A 19,097-nucleotide genomic window follows, 5' to 3' on the forward strand; every position below is an offset into this window, starting at 1 on the left:
TTAGTTTTTAATCAATCAAATTACTTGCAAACGGAGTGGGTCCATATATGGCTTGAAGCGTTTGGTGAATTGACTGCAACTTCCAAACGCCGTAATTAAAAAGAACCAGCGATTTAAAAAGGAGAAGCGAAAGGAAAAACTAAGCTAAATAGCCCTTAGCACGTAAATGCTCTAAAACTAAATCAGCACAACCTTCAATAGTTAACTCAGCTGTTTTAACAACAATCTCTGGATTTTCAGGTGCTTCATATGGCGAATCTATCCCAGTAAATTGTTTAATTTCACCGCTGCGAGCTTTTTTATACAAACCTTTAGGATCGCGCTGCTCACACACCTCAATCGGCGTATCAATAAACACCTCGATAAATTCACCGTCACCAACCAAATCACGCACCATTTGGCGATCAGCTCTGAAAGGAGAAATAAATGCCGTTAATACAATTAAACCAGAATCAACAAACAACTTACTGATTTCACCAATGCGACGAATATTCTCAATGCGGTCTTCATCACTAAAAGTTAAATCTTTATTGATACCGTGGCGAACATTATCACCGTCCAACAAATACGAATGTACGTTAGCTTCAAATAACTTGCTTTCAACAGCATTAGCAACAGTTGACTTGCCAGAACCACTTAAACCAGTGAACCACAAAATGCACGGCTTTTGATTTTTCTGTTGTGCACGCTGCGCTTTTTCTACTTGAGTTGGGTGCCAAACAATATTTTCATTCATGATTAGACCTTAAAACGGAAAAAAGTAAGGTACGAGTATGGCGGTCAGTGTGACATAAACAAGCGTGACCGGAAAACCATAACGTACAAAATCTGTAAATTTATACCCACCCGTATTAAATACAAGCAAGTTAGTTTGATAACCATAAGGGCTTAAAAAGCTCGCACTCGCACCAAAGGCTATTGCCATTACAAAAGTGAGTGGATTCGCTGCAAAACTTTCAGCTAAACCTATGGCTATCGGAAACATTAAAGCAGCCGCTGCATTATTAGTAATTAACTCAGTTAGTACCACAGTTGCTACCAAGATGCCGATAAACGCGACCCAAACTGAATATTGGCTAAACACAGCATGTATGCCATTAGCTAAATTTTGGCTTAAACCGGTTTGCTGCATAGCTTCGGCTAAAGTTAATGCGGCGGTGATAATCAGCCATAAATCAAACGGAAATAGCCTTTTTAACTCAGCCGTTTTTACAACTTTTCCAGCCAACGTAGCGGCAATAAAAAATACTAAACCTTGTAATAAAGGTACAATTTCAAAGACAGCTAATGCCATCACAGCCATAAAACCAAAGATCACCATATTGTTGGTTTTAGTCGTTAATGGCTGCTCAACATTTACATCTGATACCAAAATGAAATGTTTATCGATATTTTTTCTGCTTTTAAAATCGCGCCCTGCCGCCAAAAGCAAATTATCACCTTCTTGCAGAGTCACTTCACCGAGTTTACCCGGTACGCTTAAACCATTACGCTTAAGGCCAACAACAGCTGCATCAAACATAGCTCGAAAGCCAACTGATTTAAGCGTTTTACCGACTAGATTAGAACCGCTGGTTAACACGACTTCAACTAGATTATCACTCATTAACCCAGTGTGCTCGGCAAAAAACTTAACCCCAGGCAAGGTTTGTAATTCTTCTATATGGCTAATTTCACCTGAAAAAACTAACCTATCTTCCGCTTCTATCATATGGCTTGGACGCACAGGTGCAATTGATTGACCACGGCGAATAATTTCGACTAAAAAGAAGCTATTTAAGTTACGTAAATGGTTGTCATGAATGGTATGACCAACTAGTGGCGAATCTGCTTTGACTTTAATATCAACAAAGTATTGTTTTTGTTCTTCTTTTACATGATTGTTTGGTAGCACTTTTTTGTGCAACAGCATAACCAGCAAACCGGCCCCTACCAGTGCAATACCTACAGGAAAAAATTCAAAAAAACCTAAACTCGGATGGCCTGCATCCATCCAAAAACTGTTGACCACCATATTGGTTGAAGTGCCAACTAAAGTAGTTGTGCCACCTAAAATGGCCGCGTAACTCAGTGGTATAAGTAATTTAGAGGCTGCTATCTTATTTTGATTTTTGATCGGACGTAATAACGCCGCAACCACGGCTGTGTTATTTAAAAATGAAGAGGCAAATGCAGATAAAGTGGTTAACTTAATCAGTGTTCTGTTTTCATTTTGCTCAAGTGCATTACGGGCAAATAATTTGAGTAAACTTGTTCGTTCTAATGCTCGAGATGCCAACATCAAAGCTAACAAAGTGACTACGCCAGGATTGACCGCTTTTTCAAGTGTTGTTTCTATGGTAACAAGTTGACAGGCAAATAGCGCCAGTACTGCAGCGCTAAATATATTAGACGCGCGCCAGTGTGAGAAAACCAGCGCGGCTATGGTTCCAACAAAGATGGCTGCAGTTGCAGCCTGTTCCATTAGCATATAAATCTATTTGATTATTTAAGTAAATCACGCAGATCAACTGCTTGCCAATGTGGGAAGTGTTTACGCACTAATTGATTTAATTCCAATTCAAACTCAGAGAATTGTTGTTTAGTTTGTTTACCTTCCGCTGCTTGAATAATCATGCCCGCGCCAACAGTTACGTTGGTTAAACGGTCAATCACAATAAAGCTACCTAATGCACGGTTGTTTTCGTAACGTTCAATAACAACAGGCGCATTTAATTGCACTTCACACACACCAATTTCATTCAAAGCAAGTGCTTGTGTATCTTCGTGCGCTAAAGTATTTACATTGATGCGATAATCAACTTGGTTTACTTGACCACTTGTGGTTTTTGAACCTAGTTTGAAATCGTACATTTTGCCTGGTTGCATTGCGTCTTCAGCCATCCACACAATATGCGCAGATACAGCTTGTGAAACTTCTGGTAACGAAGCTGATGCAGAAATTACATCACCACGGCTAATATCAATTTCGTCTTCTAAGGTTAAGGTCACTGACATAGGTGCAAATGCTTCTGCAATTTCACCGTCAAAAGTATCAATGGTTTTAACTTTTGAAGTTTTACCAGAAGGCATGGCGGTAATTTCATCACCAACACGCACAATACCAGATGCTATGGTACCAGCAAAACCACGGTAGTTTAGATGTGGACGATTTACATATTGTACTGGCATGCGGAATTCAGCCAAATTGCGATCTGCAGCAATTTGTACACTTTCCAACATTTGCATTAAAGTTTCGCCTTCGTACCAAGGCATAGTTTCGCTCTTGTTTACAACATTGTCGCCTTTAAGCGCTGACATAGGTGCAAAACGAATATCTGTGATATTAAGCTCTTGAGCGAAATCTAAATAATCTTCTTTAATTTTGTTGTAGGTTTCTTCACTGTAATCAACTAAGTCCATTTTGTTTACAGCAACAACAACGTGTTTGATACCCAACAAATCAACAATAAAGCTATGACGTTTAGTTTGGGTTTTAACACCAGCACGCGCATCAATTAAGATGATAGCTAAATCACAAGTTGATGCACCTGTTGCCATGTTACGCGTGTATTGTTCATGCCCTGGGGTATCCGCAATAATGAATTTACGCTTAGAAGTTGAGAAGTAACGATAAGCAACGTCAATTGTAATACCTTGCTCACGCTCAGACTGCAAACCATCAACTAACAAAGCTAAATCAACTTCTTCACCTGTGGTACCAGACTTTTTACTGTCTTTGGTGATTGCAGCTAATTGGTCTTCATAAATCATTTTTGAGTCATGAAGCAAACGACCGATTAAAGTACTTTTACCATCGTCTACGCTTCCGCATGTTAAAAAGCGCAATAATTCTTTATTTTCATGCTCTTTTAGATAAGCCAATATATCTTTTTCGATCAAGTCAGATTGATGCGACATAAAGCATTCCTCTTAAACTGTGTATTGCTGATCAAATTCAGCGATAAATCTGGATAATTCTGATTCGGGTAACTCATTGATGCCTGCCGCTGCTTTGCGGCCACCGCCGGTTGCAAACTTCATGCATAATTCGTCGGCACCAAAGGCGTTTTCTTTCGGCGCACGTACTGAAACCAAATAACCACCTTGTGGTAATTCAGTTAATACTGCGTGTGCATCTGCTGGTGTGCGGTTAGCTAAATCATTGCCCCATACACCAGATACTCGGCGAGCCCATGCTTGATTAGGCAATACAAATATTTTGCCTACTGCACTTTGATGCAACAACTTTGCGTGTTCAGCTTGTTGCATATCCGCTTCGTAGTTAGCTATCAGCTTGGTATAAATGTCCGCTTGTTCACTAATCATCTCAAGCGGATCAGCATAAGCTAACAATAAACGAAACAACTCATCTGGTGCATAGTGTAAATCTGTCACTGTAGCACCATAACCATTGTAATTAATAGCTATACCTAAAGCTTTTAATTGCGCTTTTTGCTCAGTGCTTAACCCTTGCTCATCAGCAAGTTGTTCCGCAGCAACCAGCATGTTGTCACCATATGCGGCAGCAATAGCCCAATTAACAAATTGACCATTAAGGTATTGGTTAATCAACAAGCTAGTACAAGTATCTGCTGCGGTATCAATTAAACTTTCAAGCTGTTCATTTTGTGGGATTTCCCCAGCAAAATGATGGTCACAATAAAACACCTCAACCTTTTGCTCTAATAGAGCTAAAAGTGGTGTTTTATTTTTGTCCATTGAAATATCAAGTACAGTGACTTTGTCACCTGCCTGCGCTTGTACTTTTTCAAGTAATTTAATATCGCGTTTAACGCCAGTTACAAGTGTACTGTCTTGCGGCTCTGCTAAACGCAATTGCAACAAGGCACAAATACCGTCGGCATCACCATTAAAAACATCAATGTAGTTTTGCATTGTCATTCCGTTTTAGAAGTAACCTTCAATTTTCTTCTTCTCCATTGAGCCAGAAGAATCGCTATCGATCACACGACCTTGGCGCTCTGAAGTTGAGGTTAACAACATTTCTTGAATGATTTCAGGCAAAGTAGCTGCAGTTGAATTCACCGCACCTGTTAATGGGTAACAACCTAAAGTACGGAAACGAACCATTTCCATTTTAGGTGTTTCGCCTGGCTCTAATGGCATACGGTCATCATCAACCATAATTTTCACGCCATCACGCTCAACAACAGGACGCTCTTTAGCAAAATATAAAGATGGAATATCAATATTTTCTAGGAAAATATATTGCCAAATATCTAATTCAGTCCAGTTAGATAATGGGAATACACGGATGCTTTCACCTTTATCAATTTTACTGTTGTAGATGTTCCACAACTCTGGACGTTGATTTTTTGGGTCCCATCTATGGTTTTTATCGCGGAATGAATAAACACGCTCTTTTGCACGTGATTTTTCTTCATCACGACGCGCACCACCAAATGCAGCATCAAAACCATATTTATTTAAAGCTTGTTTTAAGCTTTGAGTTTTCATGATGTCTGTGTGCTTGGCACTACCGTGAGTAAATGGGCCAACATTCATATCTACACCTTCTTGGTTGATATGAACTAACAAGTCAAAGCCATATTCTTTGGCAATACGATCACGGAACTCAACCATTTCACGGAATTTCCACGTTGTATCAACGTGCAACAAAGGAAATGGAATTTTTGCAGGGAAAAATGCCTTACGTGCTAAATGCAATAACACGGATGAGTCTTTACCGATTGAATACAACATAACCGGATTTTCAAACTCAGCGACAACTTCACGAATAATATGTATAGATTCAGCTTCTAGCTGTTTCAAATGAGTCAATCTATGTTCAGACATGGTATGCGCTTCTTCTGTCATAAAGGGTTCATAAAATTATATGCTTAGAATAATGGATTCTAAGCAGAATTAATAATCAAATTTGTTATTTGATATGTTCATTTTGCAGATTTAGGCTCAATTCTAGTGTCTCCGTCACTAATTTGAGTAACTGATTGGAATCAATGGGTTTAGCGATAAATCCTTCAACATCAAATTGCTCTATGTTTTTATCGTTTACTAAATCACTGTATCCCGTCATTAAGATCACAGGCAAGTCTGAGCGAAGTTGTTTAAGCTGACTTGCTAACTCAATGCCATTTAATTCTGGCATAGTTTGGTCGGTAATTAACAAATCGTACATATCAATATTTTCAGATACCTTGCGTAACGCTGTTACACTATCAGTAAATGTACAACAATCAAAGCCATGCATAGTCAATTTTTCAGCCAAATAACTCGCTATTGCAGATTCATCATCCACAATGCAAATTTTACTATTGGATGTATGCGGTGCAATCACCTCATCGGCAGCTAATTCTTTATGTTCGTCAGCTTGGTAAACCACAGGTAAATAAATTTCAAATTGAGTTCCTAGGTTTAATTCACTCTCTACTTTTATGTGACCACCTAATTGATGAATAATACCATGCACGATTGACAAGCCCATGCCCGAACCTTCACCTAAACCTTTAGTGGTAAAATATGGATCAAAAATTCTTTTCAGCGTTTCTTCGTCTATGCCTTTGCCATTGTCTTTGACACGAATGCATACCATCAATCCTTCAAAAGGATTGTGACAGGAAGAACATACTCGCACACCTGAAGTGACAAACTCGGTCTCGACAATAATAAAACCTCGCGCCGACATAGCATCTCGCGCATTGATTGCCAAATTCATAATAATTTGTTGTAGTTGGATTGGGTTAGCCAATACGCGACAATCTGCATCTATGTTGACTTGGGTTTCAATAGAGCTGGGCAATAAAGGCCTAACCATAGCTAAAGTATCTTTTAATACTTTATTTAAACTAATGGCTTCGGTTGATTGGGTATCATTGCGGCTAAATACCATCATTTGTCGGATTAGATCTCGTGCCCTTTCACCTGAGGTGACAATTTGTTCAACATAATCAGGTAATTTTGCTGTCTGTTCCAACTCAATACAGTCTTGGATCAGTTCTGCATAACCTAATACAGAAGCAAGAATATTATTAAAATCATGCGCTATGCCGCCAGTTAATTGACCAATCGCCTCCATTTTTTGCGAATGACGCAACTGCTCCTCCAAAATTAATTTATCTTGTTCGGCTGATTTAATGTTGGAGATATCAGAGATAGTCCCTGACATATAAATAAACTTGCCCTGTTCTCGAATTGCCTGACCACGCGCCCGTAACCAAATTGTATCCCCTTGACGTTTACAGGCTCTAAATTCACAGTCAAAATTTCGATTGTGGACAAGATGTGCTTGAATTTGGGTAATTAAATTGTCTAAATCTTGAGGATAAACGGTTTCATGCCAAAAATGCGCCGAGTCTGCAAGCCGCTGCGCTTCAGCATAAGGATAGTCGAGAATTTCCCAATAACGGGCATTCCAATGCAACTTATTATCTAACATGTTCCAATCAAAGGTTGCATCTGATGTACCTTCAATCACTCGACGGAATCTTTGCTCTCTTTCTTTTAACTCACTTTCAAATTTCAGTTGCTCTGAAATATCGCGAAAAAGATAGACAGCGCCCACTGATTCATCATTGCGAATAATCGGGTTAACTCGACAATCGGCAGGAAAAGTAGAACCATCTTTACGCCTAAACCAATAGGTTCCCATTATCGGTTGTTGTTGTTCACAAGACATAAAACACGGAGCACTGCCGGACATAGATAACCCTGAAGGTTTATCTATAAATTGGTATAAACGTTTCAATTGTAATTCACGTTTACTGTAACCTAACATACTCTCACTAGCTGAATTTGATAAAGAGATTTGTCCGGTAACATCAACACTGACAATACCATCATGGGCACTTTGTAAAATTAAATCTCGGTATTCAATTTCAGCTTGTAGAGCTTCTTTTTGTTTAAGCTTTTGTTCGGTAATATCCGTTATTAAGATTAAGATACTTGATTGCTGATGTGGGTTACCTTTGAGATAAAATTTAGCCAAGAAAAATTTGGTGTCACCTTGTTTATCTTTAAAGTAAATTTCACATTCAGAGGTTCGTTGTTCACGCTGCACTGTGTCAATTTGCCCTGCAATTAACCCTCGCTGGCTAGGATGAAGTTGCTTGTACATGACCTTTGGATCGACACTATCAATCGACAACAACTCATTGATAAATTCAAAACCACTATACCAGTCGATTTCATTAGTTTTACTATCCAACTCTATACAAGCGACATGAGCTAAGTCTTGTACATGTAACAATCGCTGTTGGTGGCGCAAGATAGAATCTTGTTTTGCCCTAAGCTTTTCGCGACTAACATTGACGACAAAGATAAGCACTAACATGACAATAAAGGCAAAAAATACCAGTATAAGAATACCAACTTGAATTTTCTTTAATGCTTGATCGACAATTTCACGTGGTAGACTGAGCAAAATGCCAAAATTCCTCGCTTCCATCCAACCATGAGCATATAAAAAGTCTTTGGTTTGTTCTGAACGAGTCTTTACTGACGAAAAGTCAGTAGTTTCAGATCTAGGCTCTACTTTTTGGATCACATAGTTGTCGTCAAGCTTGCTGCTGCCTTGTTTATCACTTAACAATATCTCACCAGTATTGGCATACAAATAAACCCGCCCTTGACCAGACATTCGCGCAGCACTCAATATAGTGGACATTCGGTATGCATGATTAAGTTCTAACGCTAAAATCGCAACCACTTTACTTTCTTCAACCACAGGGACAGCAAATAGAATGGGGAAAAATACATTTGCAATTGATTTCTCGGTTAGAAATAATGCTGCCGGCCGACCAAGATTAAGTTGTTGCAACCAATAATGTCGGTGACTGAGCGGGATTGTAAGTGGTTCTATGCTAGTTTCGGCCTGCCAAACTTGCTGACCATCAGGTGTGAATATATAAGTATTATGGTAATTAACATCTGACAATACGCCATTCTCAATAAGTAACGCCAGATAGTCCATTTCACGTAAACTGGGTAACGTTGCTTGCTGTGCACTAATGGCCAGTTGTTGTTTGGCAAACTCCACAACTAAAGGATGCTCAGTCCAAACAGCTAATTCGGCCAATTCTAGATTGACTAATTCTTGAACTTGCGAATAAGCCAATTCGACTTGAGCAGTCAAATTTTGTTGTTTTTCGGCCTGGAAATATTTAACCAAATGCGACTGAATAATAAAGGCTAATACCAACAATCCAGTTGCCCCTATTACAAAACTTATGAAAAACCAGCGTCCCGCTTTATTCATGATTATGTTAATCTAACCAAATAATTGATCTGTAAAAACTGCTTATTAAACATGCAAACACCTTCCCTCGCTAGCCAATTGTTAAAAAAAGTTTTATCTGATGAGATTGATCATTCATTTTTATTTGTTGATCCCATTGAAAGTGCTGATTTATCTGACCCATGTTTTGCTAACGCTGATACCTGGATTTTCCGGGATATGCAGATTCCCAATCAAAAATCATTTTTATGGCCACAAAAACCAAACCAGCTCTATAAAAATGTAGTGCTGTTTTTCCCTAAGTCAAAAGAAAAAGCGATTTGGCTGATTGACCTATTAAAATCAATTTTACCACCAAAAACAACTATCTATTTTGTTGGCGAAAATAAAGGCGGGATAAAAAGCAGTGGTAAACTCCTAGCAAATCAGCTCGACAACATAGTAAAAATAGCCTCAGGAAAGCATTGTGTATTGATGCGTGGTATTTTAAATGACAGCGCGGCTTCAGCAATTAACTTCCAACAGTCAGATTATCAAATAAATGACAAAAACATTGCCGTAGCAAGTTTACCTGGTGTCTTTAGTTTTAAAGAGTTAGATCATGGAACCAAACTATTGCTATCAAACTTGCCGACTAATATTTCAGGAAAAGTCCTCGATTTTGCATGTGGCTGTGGCGTGATTGGCAGCTACATAAAAAAATACCATCCAGATTGCCAAATAGATATGTGTGACATAGATGCCCTAGCCATTGAAAGCAGTAAACAAACACTTTTAATCAATCAACTGGTTGGATCAGTGGTCATTTCCGACGGTTTAACTAAAATTTCATCAAACTATCAGTGGATTTTTAGCAATCCCCCCTTCCACACAGGAATAAAAATAGACTACCATATCACTGAGCGCTTTATAAAAGATTGCAAAAATGTATTAACAACAAATGGCCGTTTATATATTGTTGCTAATCGATTTTTGAAGTATGCTCAGATTTTGCAAGACCACTTTAACTGTGTTGATGTGGTAGCTGAGGACAATAAATTTAAAGTTTATTGTGCTTTCAATCGTTAACCTCAATAGAGACTTAATGTCCCATAGTTGGGTGTGACTTGTTCACTGACGTGTGTTCGGTTAGCGGTTTTACATGTATCCGGAGCATGTGGTGGACAGCGGAATATCCAAGTATTGGATTTGAGTCTACAGAACATTACAAGGCACGACTATGGCAGGGATCTTATCGATGATTTTGGCTGGTGGCGCGGGCACACGGTTATTCCCATTAACCGAAACGCGTACAAAACCGGCTGTACCTTTTGCGGGTCAATATCGCTTAGTTGACTTCGTTTTAAACAACTTTGTTAATTCTGATTTATTAAAAATCTATGTGTTAACTCAATTCAAATCTCAATCACTGAACATTCATCTTCGGCAAGCTTGGCATTTTTCAGGGCTTACAGATCATTTTATCGATCCAATTCCAGCGCAAATGCGGATGGGCAAAAGATGGTACGAAGGCACTGCGGATGCAATTTATCAAAACCTTAGATTAATCGAAATTCACGATCCTGATTTGGTCGTTATTTTTGGTAGTGATCACATTTATAAAATGAACGTTCGTCAGATGACGGATTTTCATAAAAACAAACAAGCCGATTTAACCGTAGCGGCAATTCGGGTTCCAATTGAAGAAGCGCACCAATTTGGCGTGATGGAAATTGACGAAGAAGGTCGATTGATTGGCTTTGAAGAAAAACCTGCTAAACCTAAGTCATTACCGGGTAATCCTGATGTTGCACTCATTTCTATGGGTAACTATGTATTCGATCCAGATGTGTTATATAAACAACTAAAAGAAGACGCACAAGATCCGAATTCGTCACATGATTTTGGCAAAAACATTATCCCTAATTTAATGGCTGAAGGTAATGTGTACGTTTATGACTTCGCCAACAATAAGATTCCAGGTGAAAGAGGTGACCCTTTCTATTGGCGTGATGTTGGTACAATTGACTCTTATTGGCAAGCTTCAATGGATTTATTAGATGCTGACAGCGCGTTAGATTTATATAATCCAAAGTGGCCTATGCGCACTTATCACCCAACTGTACCTGCGGCTCAGATCTATAGCTGTAAAAACGGTGAAGCCAACCAAATCACTGACAGCTCAATTGCATCAGGTTGTATCGTGCAAGGCGCAACAGTTAAGAAATCAGTGTTAGGCTTTGAAGTGATTGTTGAACCTAACTCAGCTATTACAGAGAGTGTAATTATGGGTAACAACGTCATTGGTGAAGGCTGTACAATTCATCGAGCTATCTTAGATAAGAACGTTGAAGTAGCTCCTGGCACTAGCATAGGCGTAGACCACGATTTGGATGAAAAACGTGGATTTACTATCTCAGCTGGCGGCATAGTTACCGTACCAAAAGGCACAAAAGTAGGGTTCGACGACTAACCTATGAATATATTATTTGTATCGTCGGAAGTTGAAGACCTTGCCAAAACTGGAGGGCTAGCAGATGTTGCAAAAGCCCTGCCTGTGTCATTTAAAAAAGTCGGCCATGATGTACGTATTGTCACCCCCTTGTATAAAATAAGTGCGAACGTTGAAAACGCTCGCACCATTTTACAAGATGTGGAATTACACGCAGGCGACTTAACTTACACATACAGCGTTAAACAAATTGAATTACATGGTGTTGTTGTTTATTTAGTCGATTATCCGACCTACTTTGACCGCAAGGGCATTTATAGTGATGGTTATGAAGCATATGATGACAATGGTGAGCGTTATGCTTTTTTCAGCATGGCCGCACTGCACCTTGCTCAGTTGTTAGAATTTAAAACGGACGTGATCCATTGTAATGATTGGCATACCGGATTAATTCCATTTTATTTACATAAACACTGGTCAGATAATCCGTTTTTGACTGATGCTAAAACCGTTTTGTCAGTACATAATGGTGCTTTCCAAGGCCAATTTCATATAGATAGTGTGCCTTTTTTAGCTAAAAGTGGTGTTAACCACGAAGACCTAAACCATGGCCATGTTAACTATTTAAAAATGGGCGTACGTTATGCGAGTAAAATTGTTGCAGTAAGTCCAAGCTATGCTCAAGAATTGCAAACTGATTTAGGCTCTCACCATATGGGTGACTATTTTAGAGCTAGATCACATGACATGGCTGGCATAATCAATGGCTGTGATTATAGCCAATGGGATCCTGCAACTGATCCACTGATACCTTCTAATTACACTGTAGAAAATATGAGTGGTAAAGCATTTTGTAAAGCTAGCTTGCAGCAAATGAGTCATTTGCCGGTAGATGGTGATATACCCTTAATTGGTATGGTCTGCCGTATTACCGATCAAAAAGGCTTTGGTTATTTAATCCCAGTGTTAGAAAACATTCTGCATCACAACGTGCAGTTTGTCATGATAGGCACAGGTGACCCGCATTTAGTTAGTCAAATTCAGGCAATTAGCGATAAACATCGTAATAAATTCTACTTTATGCATGACTTTAGTTTGAGTTTTTCTCATCTAATTACCGCAGGTAGTGACTTCTTTATGATGCCTTCGTTATTTGAGCCTTGTGGGCTCAACCAAATGTATTCACTTGCTTATGGGACATTGCCGATTGTCCGTGCCGTTGGTGGTTTAAAAGACACTGTTATTGACTTGGAAGCTGATCCGGCAAACGCTAATGGTTTTGTATTCAACCGGCCAGATAGTGAAGAGTTATTAAACTGTGTGCGTAAAGCCCTGTTGTTCTATCACGAGTATAAACAAACCTTTGACTTTATCCGTAAGCGCGCTATGCAAACTCGCTTTAATTGGCACGAATCTGCCATGGAGTATGAAGCGCTATACCAGAGTCTAATAAAATAGATTGGATGAATAGTAGATGAAATACGTAGTTAAACAGCTATGCTTAATTGCGTTTTCATCAACTGTTTTTTTGATGTCTGCAAAACTATTCGCGCATGAGCCTTGCGTAAAGTTACGCCAAGAAATTTGCCCACATAAAATCATTCGAAGCATAAAATCTACTCAAGATGAGTTTAACAACAAAGCATTATGTGTCTGCGTTGCCGATTTTACCAAGTTAATCAATCAGCAACTCAATGAACAAGAGCAACAAGCTGTCTTTCTACAAATTCAACAAAGTTATGGTATGACTCAGCAAACGTTTTTAAAATTATTATTAGGTAGTTGATTTAACTGACGCTCAGTTGTGCATTTATTGAAATCACTTTATCACTAAAACGGCCTATATACTCTTCTTGCACGCCAACCATCAGCGCAGGCACTAAATATAACTGATCATCTGCAACCCAGTACAAAGCATTTTGTTTGTGATTTTTAGCTAATGTAATCGCTATCTCTTTATCTATGGCAATTGCCCAACTCTTTTCCATGTGGCTTTTGGTCGAATCACAGCCAAATAAACTACGATATGGTACACCTAATGCTGTTATATCTCGTTGCAGTACCCTATCTAACATCGCATTTTGTCCAGCACTGCAGAGCTCGCCGAGTGGATTGTGTGCGGTAATAATCGCAAAATTAAGACGAGGACTTAACGGTTGACCAAACTCAAAAACAACATTTTTATATATCTGCCAAATTGCTTGCATAGTAGTACAGTTTCAGAGCGATTTATTTGCTCTAACTCTAATCTATATTGGCTAATTTTCAATCGTTTCATCAAAAATTCATTCTACCCATACATGCTTGGCTCTTCGCTGCTGATAATTAGTTGTTTATAAATCACAACTCAACTTGTGCATTTTCAACTTTGTTCATACACTAAATTCAAGTCAGCTAAAAAAACTGCGGGCATGTCACAGTCAAAACCAATAAATAAAACTAGCTCAATCTCTTCAATAAAATCCAACATCATTAATATGGTGCTGTTTATTTCGGTTGTAGCTCTATTGTTAGCTTTTGTCAGTAATGGCTATTTTGAATTTAAACAGCAAAAAAGTACACTTGCGAGCCAAGCAATATCTTACAGTGACATTATTGGTTTTAGTGCAACCTCAAATTTAATTTTTAATGATCCAAGTGCCGAAAACGCACGGTTGTCCAATTTAAATCTAGTTGACAATATAGACAATATTCACATCTATCGCTTTGATAAAAAAAATGAGCAGACTGAGTTTTTTGCCAGTTATAACAAAAAAAATGTCCCGCCTATCCCAACTAAAATTAACCAACTCGATAGTTTGGTAGAGCCTGAGTTTTCAGATAAACATTTAGAGGTTGTTCGAAGCATTCAATTTGAAGATCAGCAGCTAGGTTTTATTTATGCAAGGTTTACCCTAGATAAACAGTATCAACAACTGTGGAACAGTTTATACCTAAAATTTACCGTGTTAGTGCTTTCGCTATTAACGGCTTGGGTATTGGCGTTACGTTTACAAAAAAGTATCACAGGACCTATTAGCGAGCTAGTCAAACTATTTAAGTATGCTTCAAAAGAAAAAGATTATTCGGTACGCGCTCCGAAACAAAGTTTAATAGAACTCAATGGCTTAAGTTCGTCATTTAATACTTTGTTAGACAGATTTCAATCATACATGGATAAACAAGCCCAATCTGAATTGGAAATTCGTAAATTAAACCAAAACCTCGAAGACAAAGTAAACCAAAGAACCGACGCATTAAAAGATGCCAATAATGAACTACTGACGACCTTAGAAACTCTACATAAATACCAAAACCAACTGGTCGAAAATGAAAAAATGGCGTCACTCGGTGATATGGTTGCCGGTATCGCCCATGAAGTTAATACACCAATTGGCTTAGGTGTAACAGCATCAACCTTGATGAACGATAGATTACACGAAGTAAAACACGCGCTAGATAATAAAAAGTTAACCGCCAAACAACTTGATAAATTTTTAACTGAAGGCGAAGAAAACCTTAACATCATCTATCGTAACCTCAATAGAGCAGCAGAGTTAATTAGTAGCTTTAAACAAGTTGCTGTTGACCAAAGTAACGAAAATGCCCGTTCGTTTAAAGTCCTAGATTTTCTAAATGATGTGCTCTTGTCTCTTAGACCTAAAATTAAAGCAACACCGCACACCATCAATTTAAATTGTGATGAAAACTTGGTCATAGAAAGCAAACCTGGCCCACTTAATCAAATATTAATTAACTTGATTATGAACTCAATTATTCATGCTTTCCCACAAGGTAGAGTTGGTACTATAGATATTAGTGTTGCGGTTAGCTCAGGTTATCTAAAACTGACCTTTAAAGATGATGGCATAGGCGTAGATGACAATATGAAAAAACGCATATTTGACCCTTTTGTCACTACCAAACGCGGCGAAGGTGGCAGTGGTTTAGGCATGCATTTAGTCTACAATTTAGTAACTCAAGCACTCAATGGCAGCATCCATATTGAGAGTGAAGAAGACAAAGGCGTACTATTCAAAATAGAAATACCGGTAAATGTTAAAAAAAGCCCAAAATAGTATATTAAATCTACAGTTATAGATTGAGACTTATCAAACGGTTAACTATAATCGTAAGTGATAAAAAATAATTTATTAATACCATTTTTTACTTAACAGAAGAATCCTAACGCCAATGCAAACACATAATATATTAATCGTTGAAGATGAAGCCGTCACTCGTAATACACTTACTAGCCTTTTTGAGGCTGAAGGGTATAACGTATTCTCTGCGGAGAATGGCGAAGAGATGCACACGGTTTTAAAAACTACTGACATCAATTTAGTTGTCATGGACATTAACCTACCAGGTAAAAATGGCCTAATGTTGGCACGTGAATTACGTGAAAACAAAAATATGGGTTTAATTTTCTTAACTGGTCGTGATAACGATGTAGATCGTATCTTAGGTTTAGAAATTGGTGCCGACGACTATTTAGTTAAACCATTTAATCCACGTGAGTTAACTATACGTGCACGCAACTTGATGAACAGAACTAAAACAGCACCTGTTGAATCAACTGAAAGTGTTACTGAATACAGATTTAACGGTTGGGTTTTAGATTGTGATAGCCGCTCTTTGGTATCACCTTCTGAAGAAGCAATTCGTTTACCAAAAAGCGAATACCGTGCATTAAAATTATTGCTAGATAACCCAGGCAAAATTTTAACACGTGAACAATTAATCAAAGAAATGACAGGTCGTGAACTTAAGCCAAATGACCGTACTGTTGACGTGACTATCCGTCGTTTACGTAAACACTTTGAAGAGATCCCTGATACACCTGAAATTATTTCAACTATCCACGGCGAAGGTTATCGCTTTTGTGGTGAAGTAGAGGCGTAATAGACGATTTCTGTTAGGTTTTATCTCAGCAGCCTATTGGCTGCTGGATAATTTCCTAGTCTTATTCAACCTGCCCTACAGGCTTGCCATCCATTGCTTTAATACTTGCAAATCATCTTCACACGCATGCTTTAACTGTTCGACTCTGTCATCCAAGTTTTCCCACCAAGCTGGTGAATCTGTAATTTGAATTAAATTCGCGATTTTCTGGATATGATTTAACCCCATAGAAGCAGCGGCACCTTTAATTTTATGTGCTTGTTTGCCAATTTCATCTTGGTCTTTGGCACACAGAACTGTATCTAAAATCTGCATATATTCAGCAATCAGCTTTTCAAACAGTTCAAGGTTTTGCTCTAATTGGTCATAACCAATTGTATCTAACATTTGCTCTAAAAAGTCGACATCCAGTACCGCATAATCTTGATTACTGTCTGTACGTACTGCTGTTGCTTCAATAACCTGGCCTTGCTGCTCGGCAAACAAACGGTTAAATACTTTATGCACATTTTCTATTTTAATTGGTTTAGCAATAACGTCTGCCATACCTTTTTCTAAGTATTCTTCTTTGGTTTTAATCACGTTGGCGGTTAATGCCACCACAGGCGGTAAATCAGCGCCTATATCCTGCCAATGCTGCAATACATCAAAACCTGTCATATCTGGCAATTGGATATCAAGTAGTACCACATCAAACTTACCCACACCAAAAGCATCAATTGCCTGCTGTCCTGTTCTGGCAACAACCACACTATGGCCTAGTTTTTTCAAAATAGAGTTAGCGACAACAATATTAAGCTCAACGTCTTCGACTAACAAAATAGACAAACCATTAACTGAAGACTCAGGTGTAGCCGATTCTGGCGCCTCAATCAAATCAAGTTTTAGTGAAACAGAGAAAGTACTACCTTCATTCATTTCACTATAGACTTCAATTTGCCCACCCATTTCATCCACTAAAATTTTCGAAATAGCTAAACCTATACCTGTACCCGTACCAGCACGAACTTCTTTGCGATCGACCTGATAGTACATAGTAAAAATGTTTTCAAGTTCTTGTTCGGGTATGCCAATGCCACTATCTATGATTTCAAAATCAACCCAAGCAAAGGTATTACGAATATGACATTCAACATTAAACTGCACATCCCCTTTTAAGGTAAATTTAACCGCGTTAGCTAGCAAGTTCCACAAAACTTGGCGTAAACGAGTAGTATCAGCTTGCACCCAAGTACCTTCAGGCACATTAGAGTTAAAACTAAACTCTAAGTGTTTTTGCTCAGCCATTAAGCTGGCAACACTGTTCAATTCAAATACAAAACCAGAAAGTTCGACAGGCTCATAGTTAATCGCGAGTTTTTTCCGTTCAATCTTATCTAAATCTATAATATCGTTAAAAATATTACCTAGAGTGACAGCACAGGCGAATATGGTATTAACATAGTTGTGCTGTTCTTTAGTCAATTTAGAATCTTTTAAGATGCGGCTAATACCAACAATACCATTAAGTGGCGTTCTTAGTTCGTGGCTGATAGTTGAGATAAAGGCGGTTTTATCACGGCTGGCTTTTTCTAACGCTTCTTGCGCTTTTTGTTTCTCCATAATGTCGCGGCCAAAACCCAATAAACCAATGCGTTTGCCTTCATTATTAAAGAAAGGAACTTTTTTAATTAGGAAAGGTTTTTTACTGCCATCAGGGTAAGTTAACCACATGTCATACGACAAGCTCGCATTGGTTGCAAGTACTTCCCTATCAGACGCTACTACTTTTTCAGCTATTTCTTCTGAATAAACATCCCATGGGCTCAGACCTATCATTTCTTTTTCAGTTTTGCCGGTCAACTCTTCGAAAGAACGGTTACAGCCAGAAAAACGACCATTTTCGTCGCGGTAATAAATAATGTCAGGGGAACAATCAAAACAAGAGCGTAATAAAATAGACTGTTCAATTAAGTTCTGTTGGGTTTTTTGTCTTTCTTCTATCTGTTGTTTAAGCAAACGAATGGCTTCTTCTCTTTGTAGCTCAGCACGTTTTCTTTCTTCTATCTCATAATTTAACTGCTGGATATTGTGGCGTAAATTTAGCGCCGATGCTTTGTCTTGTTTACGTAACGCTTCAAGCTGCTCGATAACTTGGGTTAGATGCTCGCGTGAGCGCTCTAAACGGCGGATTAACTCTGAGATAAAATACAAAACCCAAGGCATGGTCAACAAAGTTAACAATACCGGATCTAGATAGGATTTAGCTTCAACTTCGCCATATAAAAAATAATTGAGCACAGTAACTTCAACAAAAGTAATACCGAGTGCCAACATAAAAAAGAATAAGCTAACTCTGAGTGTACCGAATCGATTTACAACTTTTGCGACCCGCTCAGGCCAAGATAATTTTGTGGTTTTTTTAAGCATGGATAGAAGTATATTTAATCGAGAATAGAAAGAGCTAACTGTATATCACAAGCCAGCTAGATATACAAAAAAGGCGCCGAAAGGCGCCTTTTAAATTAACAGCAACTGTTAATTAAGCGATGATTTTAGCTACAACGCCAGCACCAACGGTACGACCACCTTCACGGATTGCGAAGC

Annotated in this window: 14 protein-coding genes; 6 read left to right on the forward strand and 8 right to left on the reverse strand. The window is 38.5% G+C overall.

The genetic code is table 11. The annotated features are described in order from the left end of the window. Nucleotides 1-139 precede the first annotated feature (139 nt). From cysC to WSC_RS0102200, 6 genes are all read right to left on the reverse strand, one after another. Nucleotides 140-736, reverse strand: coding sequence for an adenylyl-sulfate kinase (gene cysC / locus WSC_RS0102175; RefSeq protein ID WP_016954272.1), 597 nt, complete (start codon nucleotides 734-736; stop codon nucleotides 140-142). Nucleotides 737-745: 9 nt separating this feature from the next. Next, nucleotides 746-2,464 carry an SLC13 family permease gene (locus tag WSC_RS0102180; RefSeq protein ID WP_016954273.1) on the reverse strand — a complete coding sequence of 573 codons (1,719 nt, stop codon included), beginning with the start codon at nucleotides 2,462-2,464 and terminating at the stop codon, nucleotides 746-748. A 20-nt stretch (nucleotides 2,465-2,484) separates the two neighbouring features. Beyond that, nucleotides 2,485-3,900, reverse strand: coding sequence for a sulfate adenylyltransferase subunit CysN (gene cysN, locus WSC_RS0102185; RefSeq protein ID WP_016954274.1), 1,416 nt, complete (start codon nucleotides 3,898-3,900; stop codon nucleotides 2,485-2,487). Nucleotides 3,901-3,912: 12 nt separating this feature from the next. Further along, nucleotides 3,913-4,878: a hypothetical protein gene (locus tag WSC_RS0102190; RefSeq protein ID WP_016954275.1), complete on the reverse strand. Its 966-nt coding sequence runs from the start codon at nucleotides 4,876-4,878 to the stop codon at nucleotides 3,913-3,915. Nucleotides 4,879-4,890: 12 nt separating this feature from the next. Next, on the reverse strand, nucleotides 4,891-5,820 hold the full coding sequence (gene cysD / locus WSC_RS0102195) for a sulfate adenylyltransferase subunit CysD (RefSeq protein ID WP_016954276.1): 930 nt from the start codon (nucleotides 5,818-5,820) through the stop codon (nucleotides 4,891-4,893). A 64-nt stretch (nucleotides 5,821-5,884) separates the two neighbouring features. Then, nucleotides 5,885-9,217, reverse strand: coding sequence for a PAS domain S-box protein (locus WSC_RS0102200; RefSeq protein WP_016954277.1), 3,333 nt, complete (start codon nucleotides 9,215-9,217; stop codon nucleotides 5,885-5,887). 51 nt (nucleotides 9,218-9,268) lie between these two features. On the opposite strand from WSC_RS0102200, the gene WSC_RS0102205 reads away from it, so the two are divergent. From WSC_RS0102205 to WSC_RS0102220, 4 genes are all read left to right on the forward strand, one after another. Then, complete coding sequence (locus tag WSC_RS0102205; RefSeq protein WP_016954278.1) at nucleotides 9,269-10,264, forward strand: methyltransferase; 996 nt, start codon at nucleotides 9,269-9,271, stop codon at nucleotides 10,262-10,264. A 151-nt stretch (nucleotides 10,265-10,415) separates the two neighbouring features. Continuing rightward, nucleotides 10,416-11,648 (forward strand): glucose-1-phosphate adenylyltransferase, encoded by a 1,233-nt coding sequence (glgC, locus tag WSC_RS0102210; protein ID WP_016954279.1) that lies wholly within the window; start codon nucleotides 10,416-10,418, stop codon nucleotides 11,646-11,648. A gap of 3 nt (nucleotides 11,649-11,651) precedes the next feature. Further along, nucleotides 11,652-13,085 carry a glycogen synthase GlgA gene (glgA, locus tag WSC_RS0102215; RefSeq protein WP_016954280.1) on the forward strand — a complete coding sequence of 478 codons (1,434 nt, stop codon included), beginning with the start codon at nucleotides 11,652-11,654 and terminating at the stop codon, nucleotides 13,083-13,085. A 16-nt stretch (nucleotides 13,086-13,101) separates the two neighbouring features. Continuing rightward, on the forward strand, nucleotides 13,102-13,413 hold the full coding sequence (locus WSC_RS0102220; RefSeq protein ID WP_016954281.1) for a hypothetical protein: 312 nt from the start codon (nucleotides 13,102-13,104) through the stop codon (nucleotides 13,411-13,413). A gap of 1 nt (nucleotide 13,414) precedes the next feature. Here WSC_RS0102220 and WSC_RS0102225 read toward each other — a convergent pair whose 3' ends face one another. Further along, nucleotides 13,415-13,834 carry a DUF3293 domain-containing protein gene (locus WSC_RS0102225; RefSeq protein WP_016954282.1) on the reverse strand — a complete coding sequence of 140 codons (420 nt, stop codon included), beginning with the start codon at nucleotides 13,832-13,834 and terminating at the stop codon, nucleotides 13,415-13,417. A gap of 270 nt (nucleotides 13,835-14,104) precedes the next feature. On the opposite strand from WSC_RS0102225, the gene WSC_RS0102230 reads away from it, so the two are divergent. Next, on the forward strand, nucleotides 14,105-15,685 hold the full coding sequence (locus tag WSC_RS0102230) for an ATP-binding protein (protein WP_016954284.1): 1,581 nt from the start codon (nucleotides 14,105-14,107) through the stop codon (nucleotides 15,683-15,685). 115 nt (nucleotides 15,686-15,800) lie between these two features. Continuing rightward, nucleotides 15,801-16,511, forward strand: a complete 711-nt coding sequence (gene arcA / locus WSC_RS0102235; RefSeq protein ID WP_016954285.1) for a two-component system response regulator ArcA — start codon at nucleotides 15,801-15,803, stop codon at nucleotides 16,509-16,511. A 75-nt stretch (nucleotides 16,512-16,586) separates the two neighbouring features. Here the strand turns inward: arcA and arcB are convergent, their stop codons facing one another. Further along, nucleotides 16,587-18,920, reverse strand: coding sequence for an aerobic respiration two-component sensor histidine kinase ArcB (gene arcB, locus WSC_RS0102240; RefSeq protein WP_016954286.1), 2,334 nt, complete (start codon nucleotides 18,918-18,920; stop codon nucleotides 16,587-16,589). Nucleotides 18,921-19,097: the final 177 nt, after the last annotated feature.

The sequence above is a fragment of the Catenovulum agarivorans YM01 genome (assembly GCF_000281085.1).
GTDB lineage: Bacteria > Pseudomonadota > Gammaproteobacteria > Enterobacterales > Alteromonadaceae > Catenovulum > Catenovulum agarivorans.

Coding starts and splice junctions, on each gene's coding strand:
- cysC (WP_016954272.1), bottom strand. CDS start 736: ATGAATGAAAATATTGTTTGGCACCCAACTCAAGTAGAAAAAGCGCAG.
- WSC_RS0102180 (WP_016954273.1), bottom strand. CDS start 2,464: ATGGAACAGGCTGCAACTGCAGCCATCTTTGTTGGAACCATAGCCGCG.
- cysN (WP_016954274.1), bottom strand. CDS start 3,900: ATGTCGCATCAATCTGACTTGATCGAAAAAGATATATTGGCTTATCTA.
- WSC_RS0102190 (WP_016954275.1), bottom strand. CDS start 4,878: ATGCAAAACTACATTGATGTTTTTAATGGTGATGCCGACGGTATTTGT.
- cysD (WP_016954276.1), bottom strand. CDS start 5,820: ATGACAGAAGAAGCGCATACCATGTCTGAACATAGATTGACTCATTTG.
- WSC_RS0102200 (WP_016954277.1), bottom strand. CDS start 9,217: ATGAATAAAGCGGGACGCTGGTTTTTCATAAGTTTTGTAATAGGGGCA.
- WSC_RS0102205 (WP_016954278.1), top strand. CDS start 9,269: ATGCAAACACCTTCCCTCGCTAGCCAATTGTTAAAAAAAGTTTTATCT.
- glgC (WP_016954279.1), top strand. CDS start 10,416: ATGGCAGGGATCTTATCGATGATTTTGGCTGGTGGCGCGGGCACACGG.
- glgA (WP_016954280.1), top strand. CDS start 11,652: ATGAATATATTATTTGTATCGTCGGAAGTTGAAGACCTTGCCAAAACT.
- WSC_RS0102220 (WP_016954281.1), top strand. CDS start 13,102: ATGAAATACGTAGTTAAACAGCTATGCTTAATTGCGTTTTCATCAACT.
- WSC_RS0102225 (WP_016954282.1), bottom strand. CDS start 13,834: ATGCAAGCAATTTGGCAGATATATAAAAATGTTGTTTTTGAGTTTGGT.
- WSC_RS0102230 (WP_016954284.1), top strand. CDS start 14,105: ATGGTGCTGTTTATTTCGGTTGTAGCTCTATTGTTAGCTTTTGTCAGT.
- arcA (WP_016954285.1), top strand. CDS start 15,801: ATGCAAACACATAATATATTAATCGTTGAAGATGAAGCCGTCACTCGT.
- arcB (WP_016954286.1), bottom strand. CDS start 18,920: ATGCTTAAAAAAACCACAAAATTATCTTGGCCTGAGCGGGTCGCAAAA.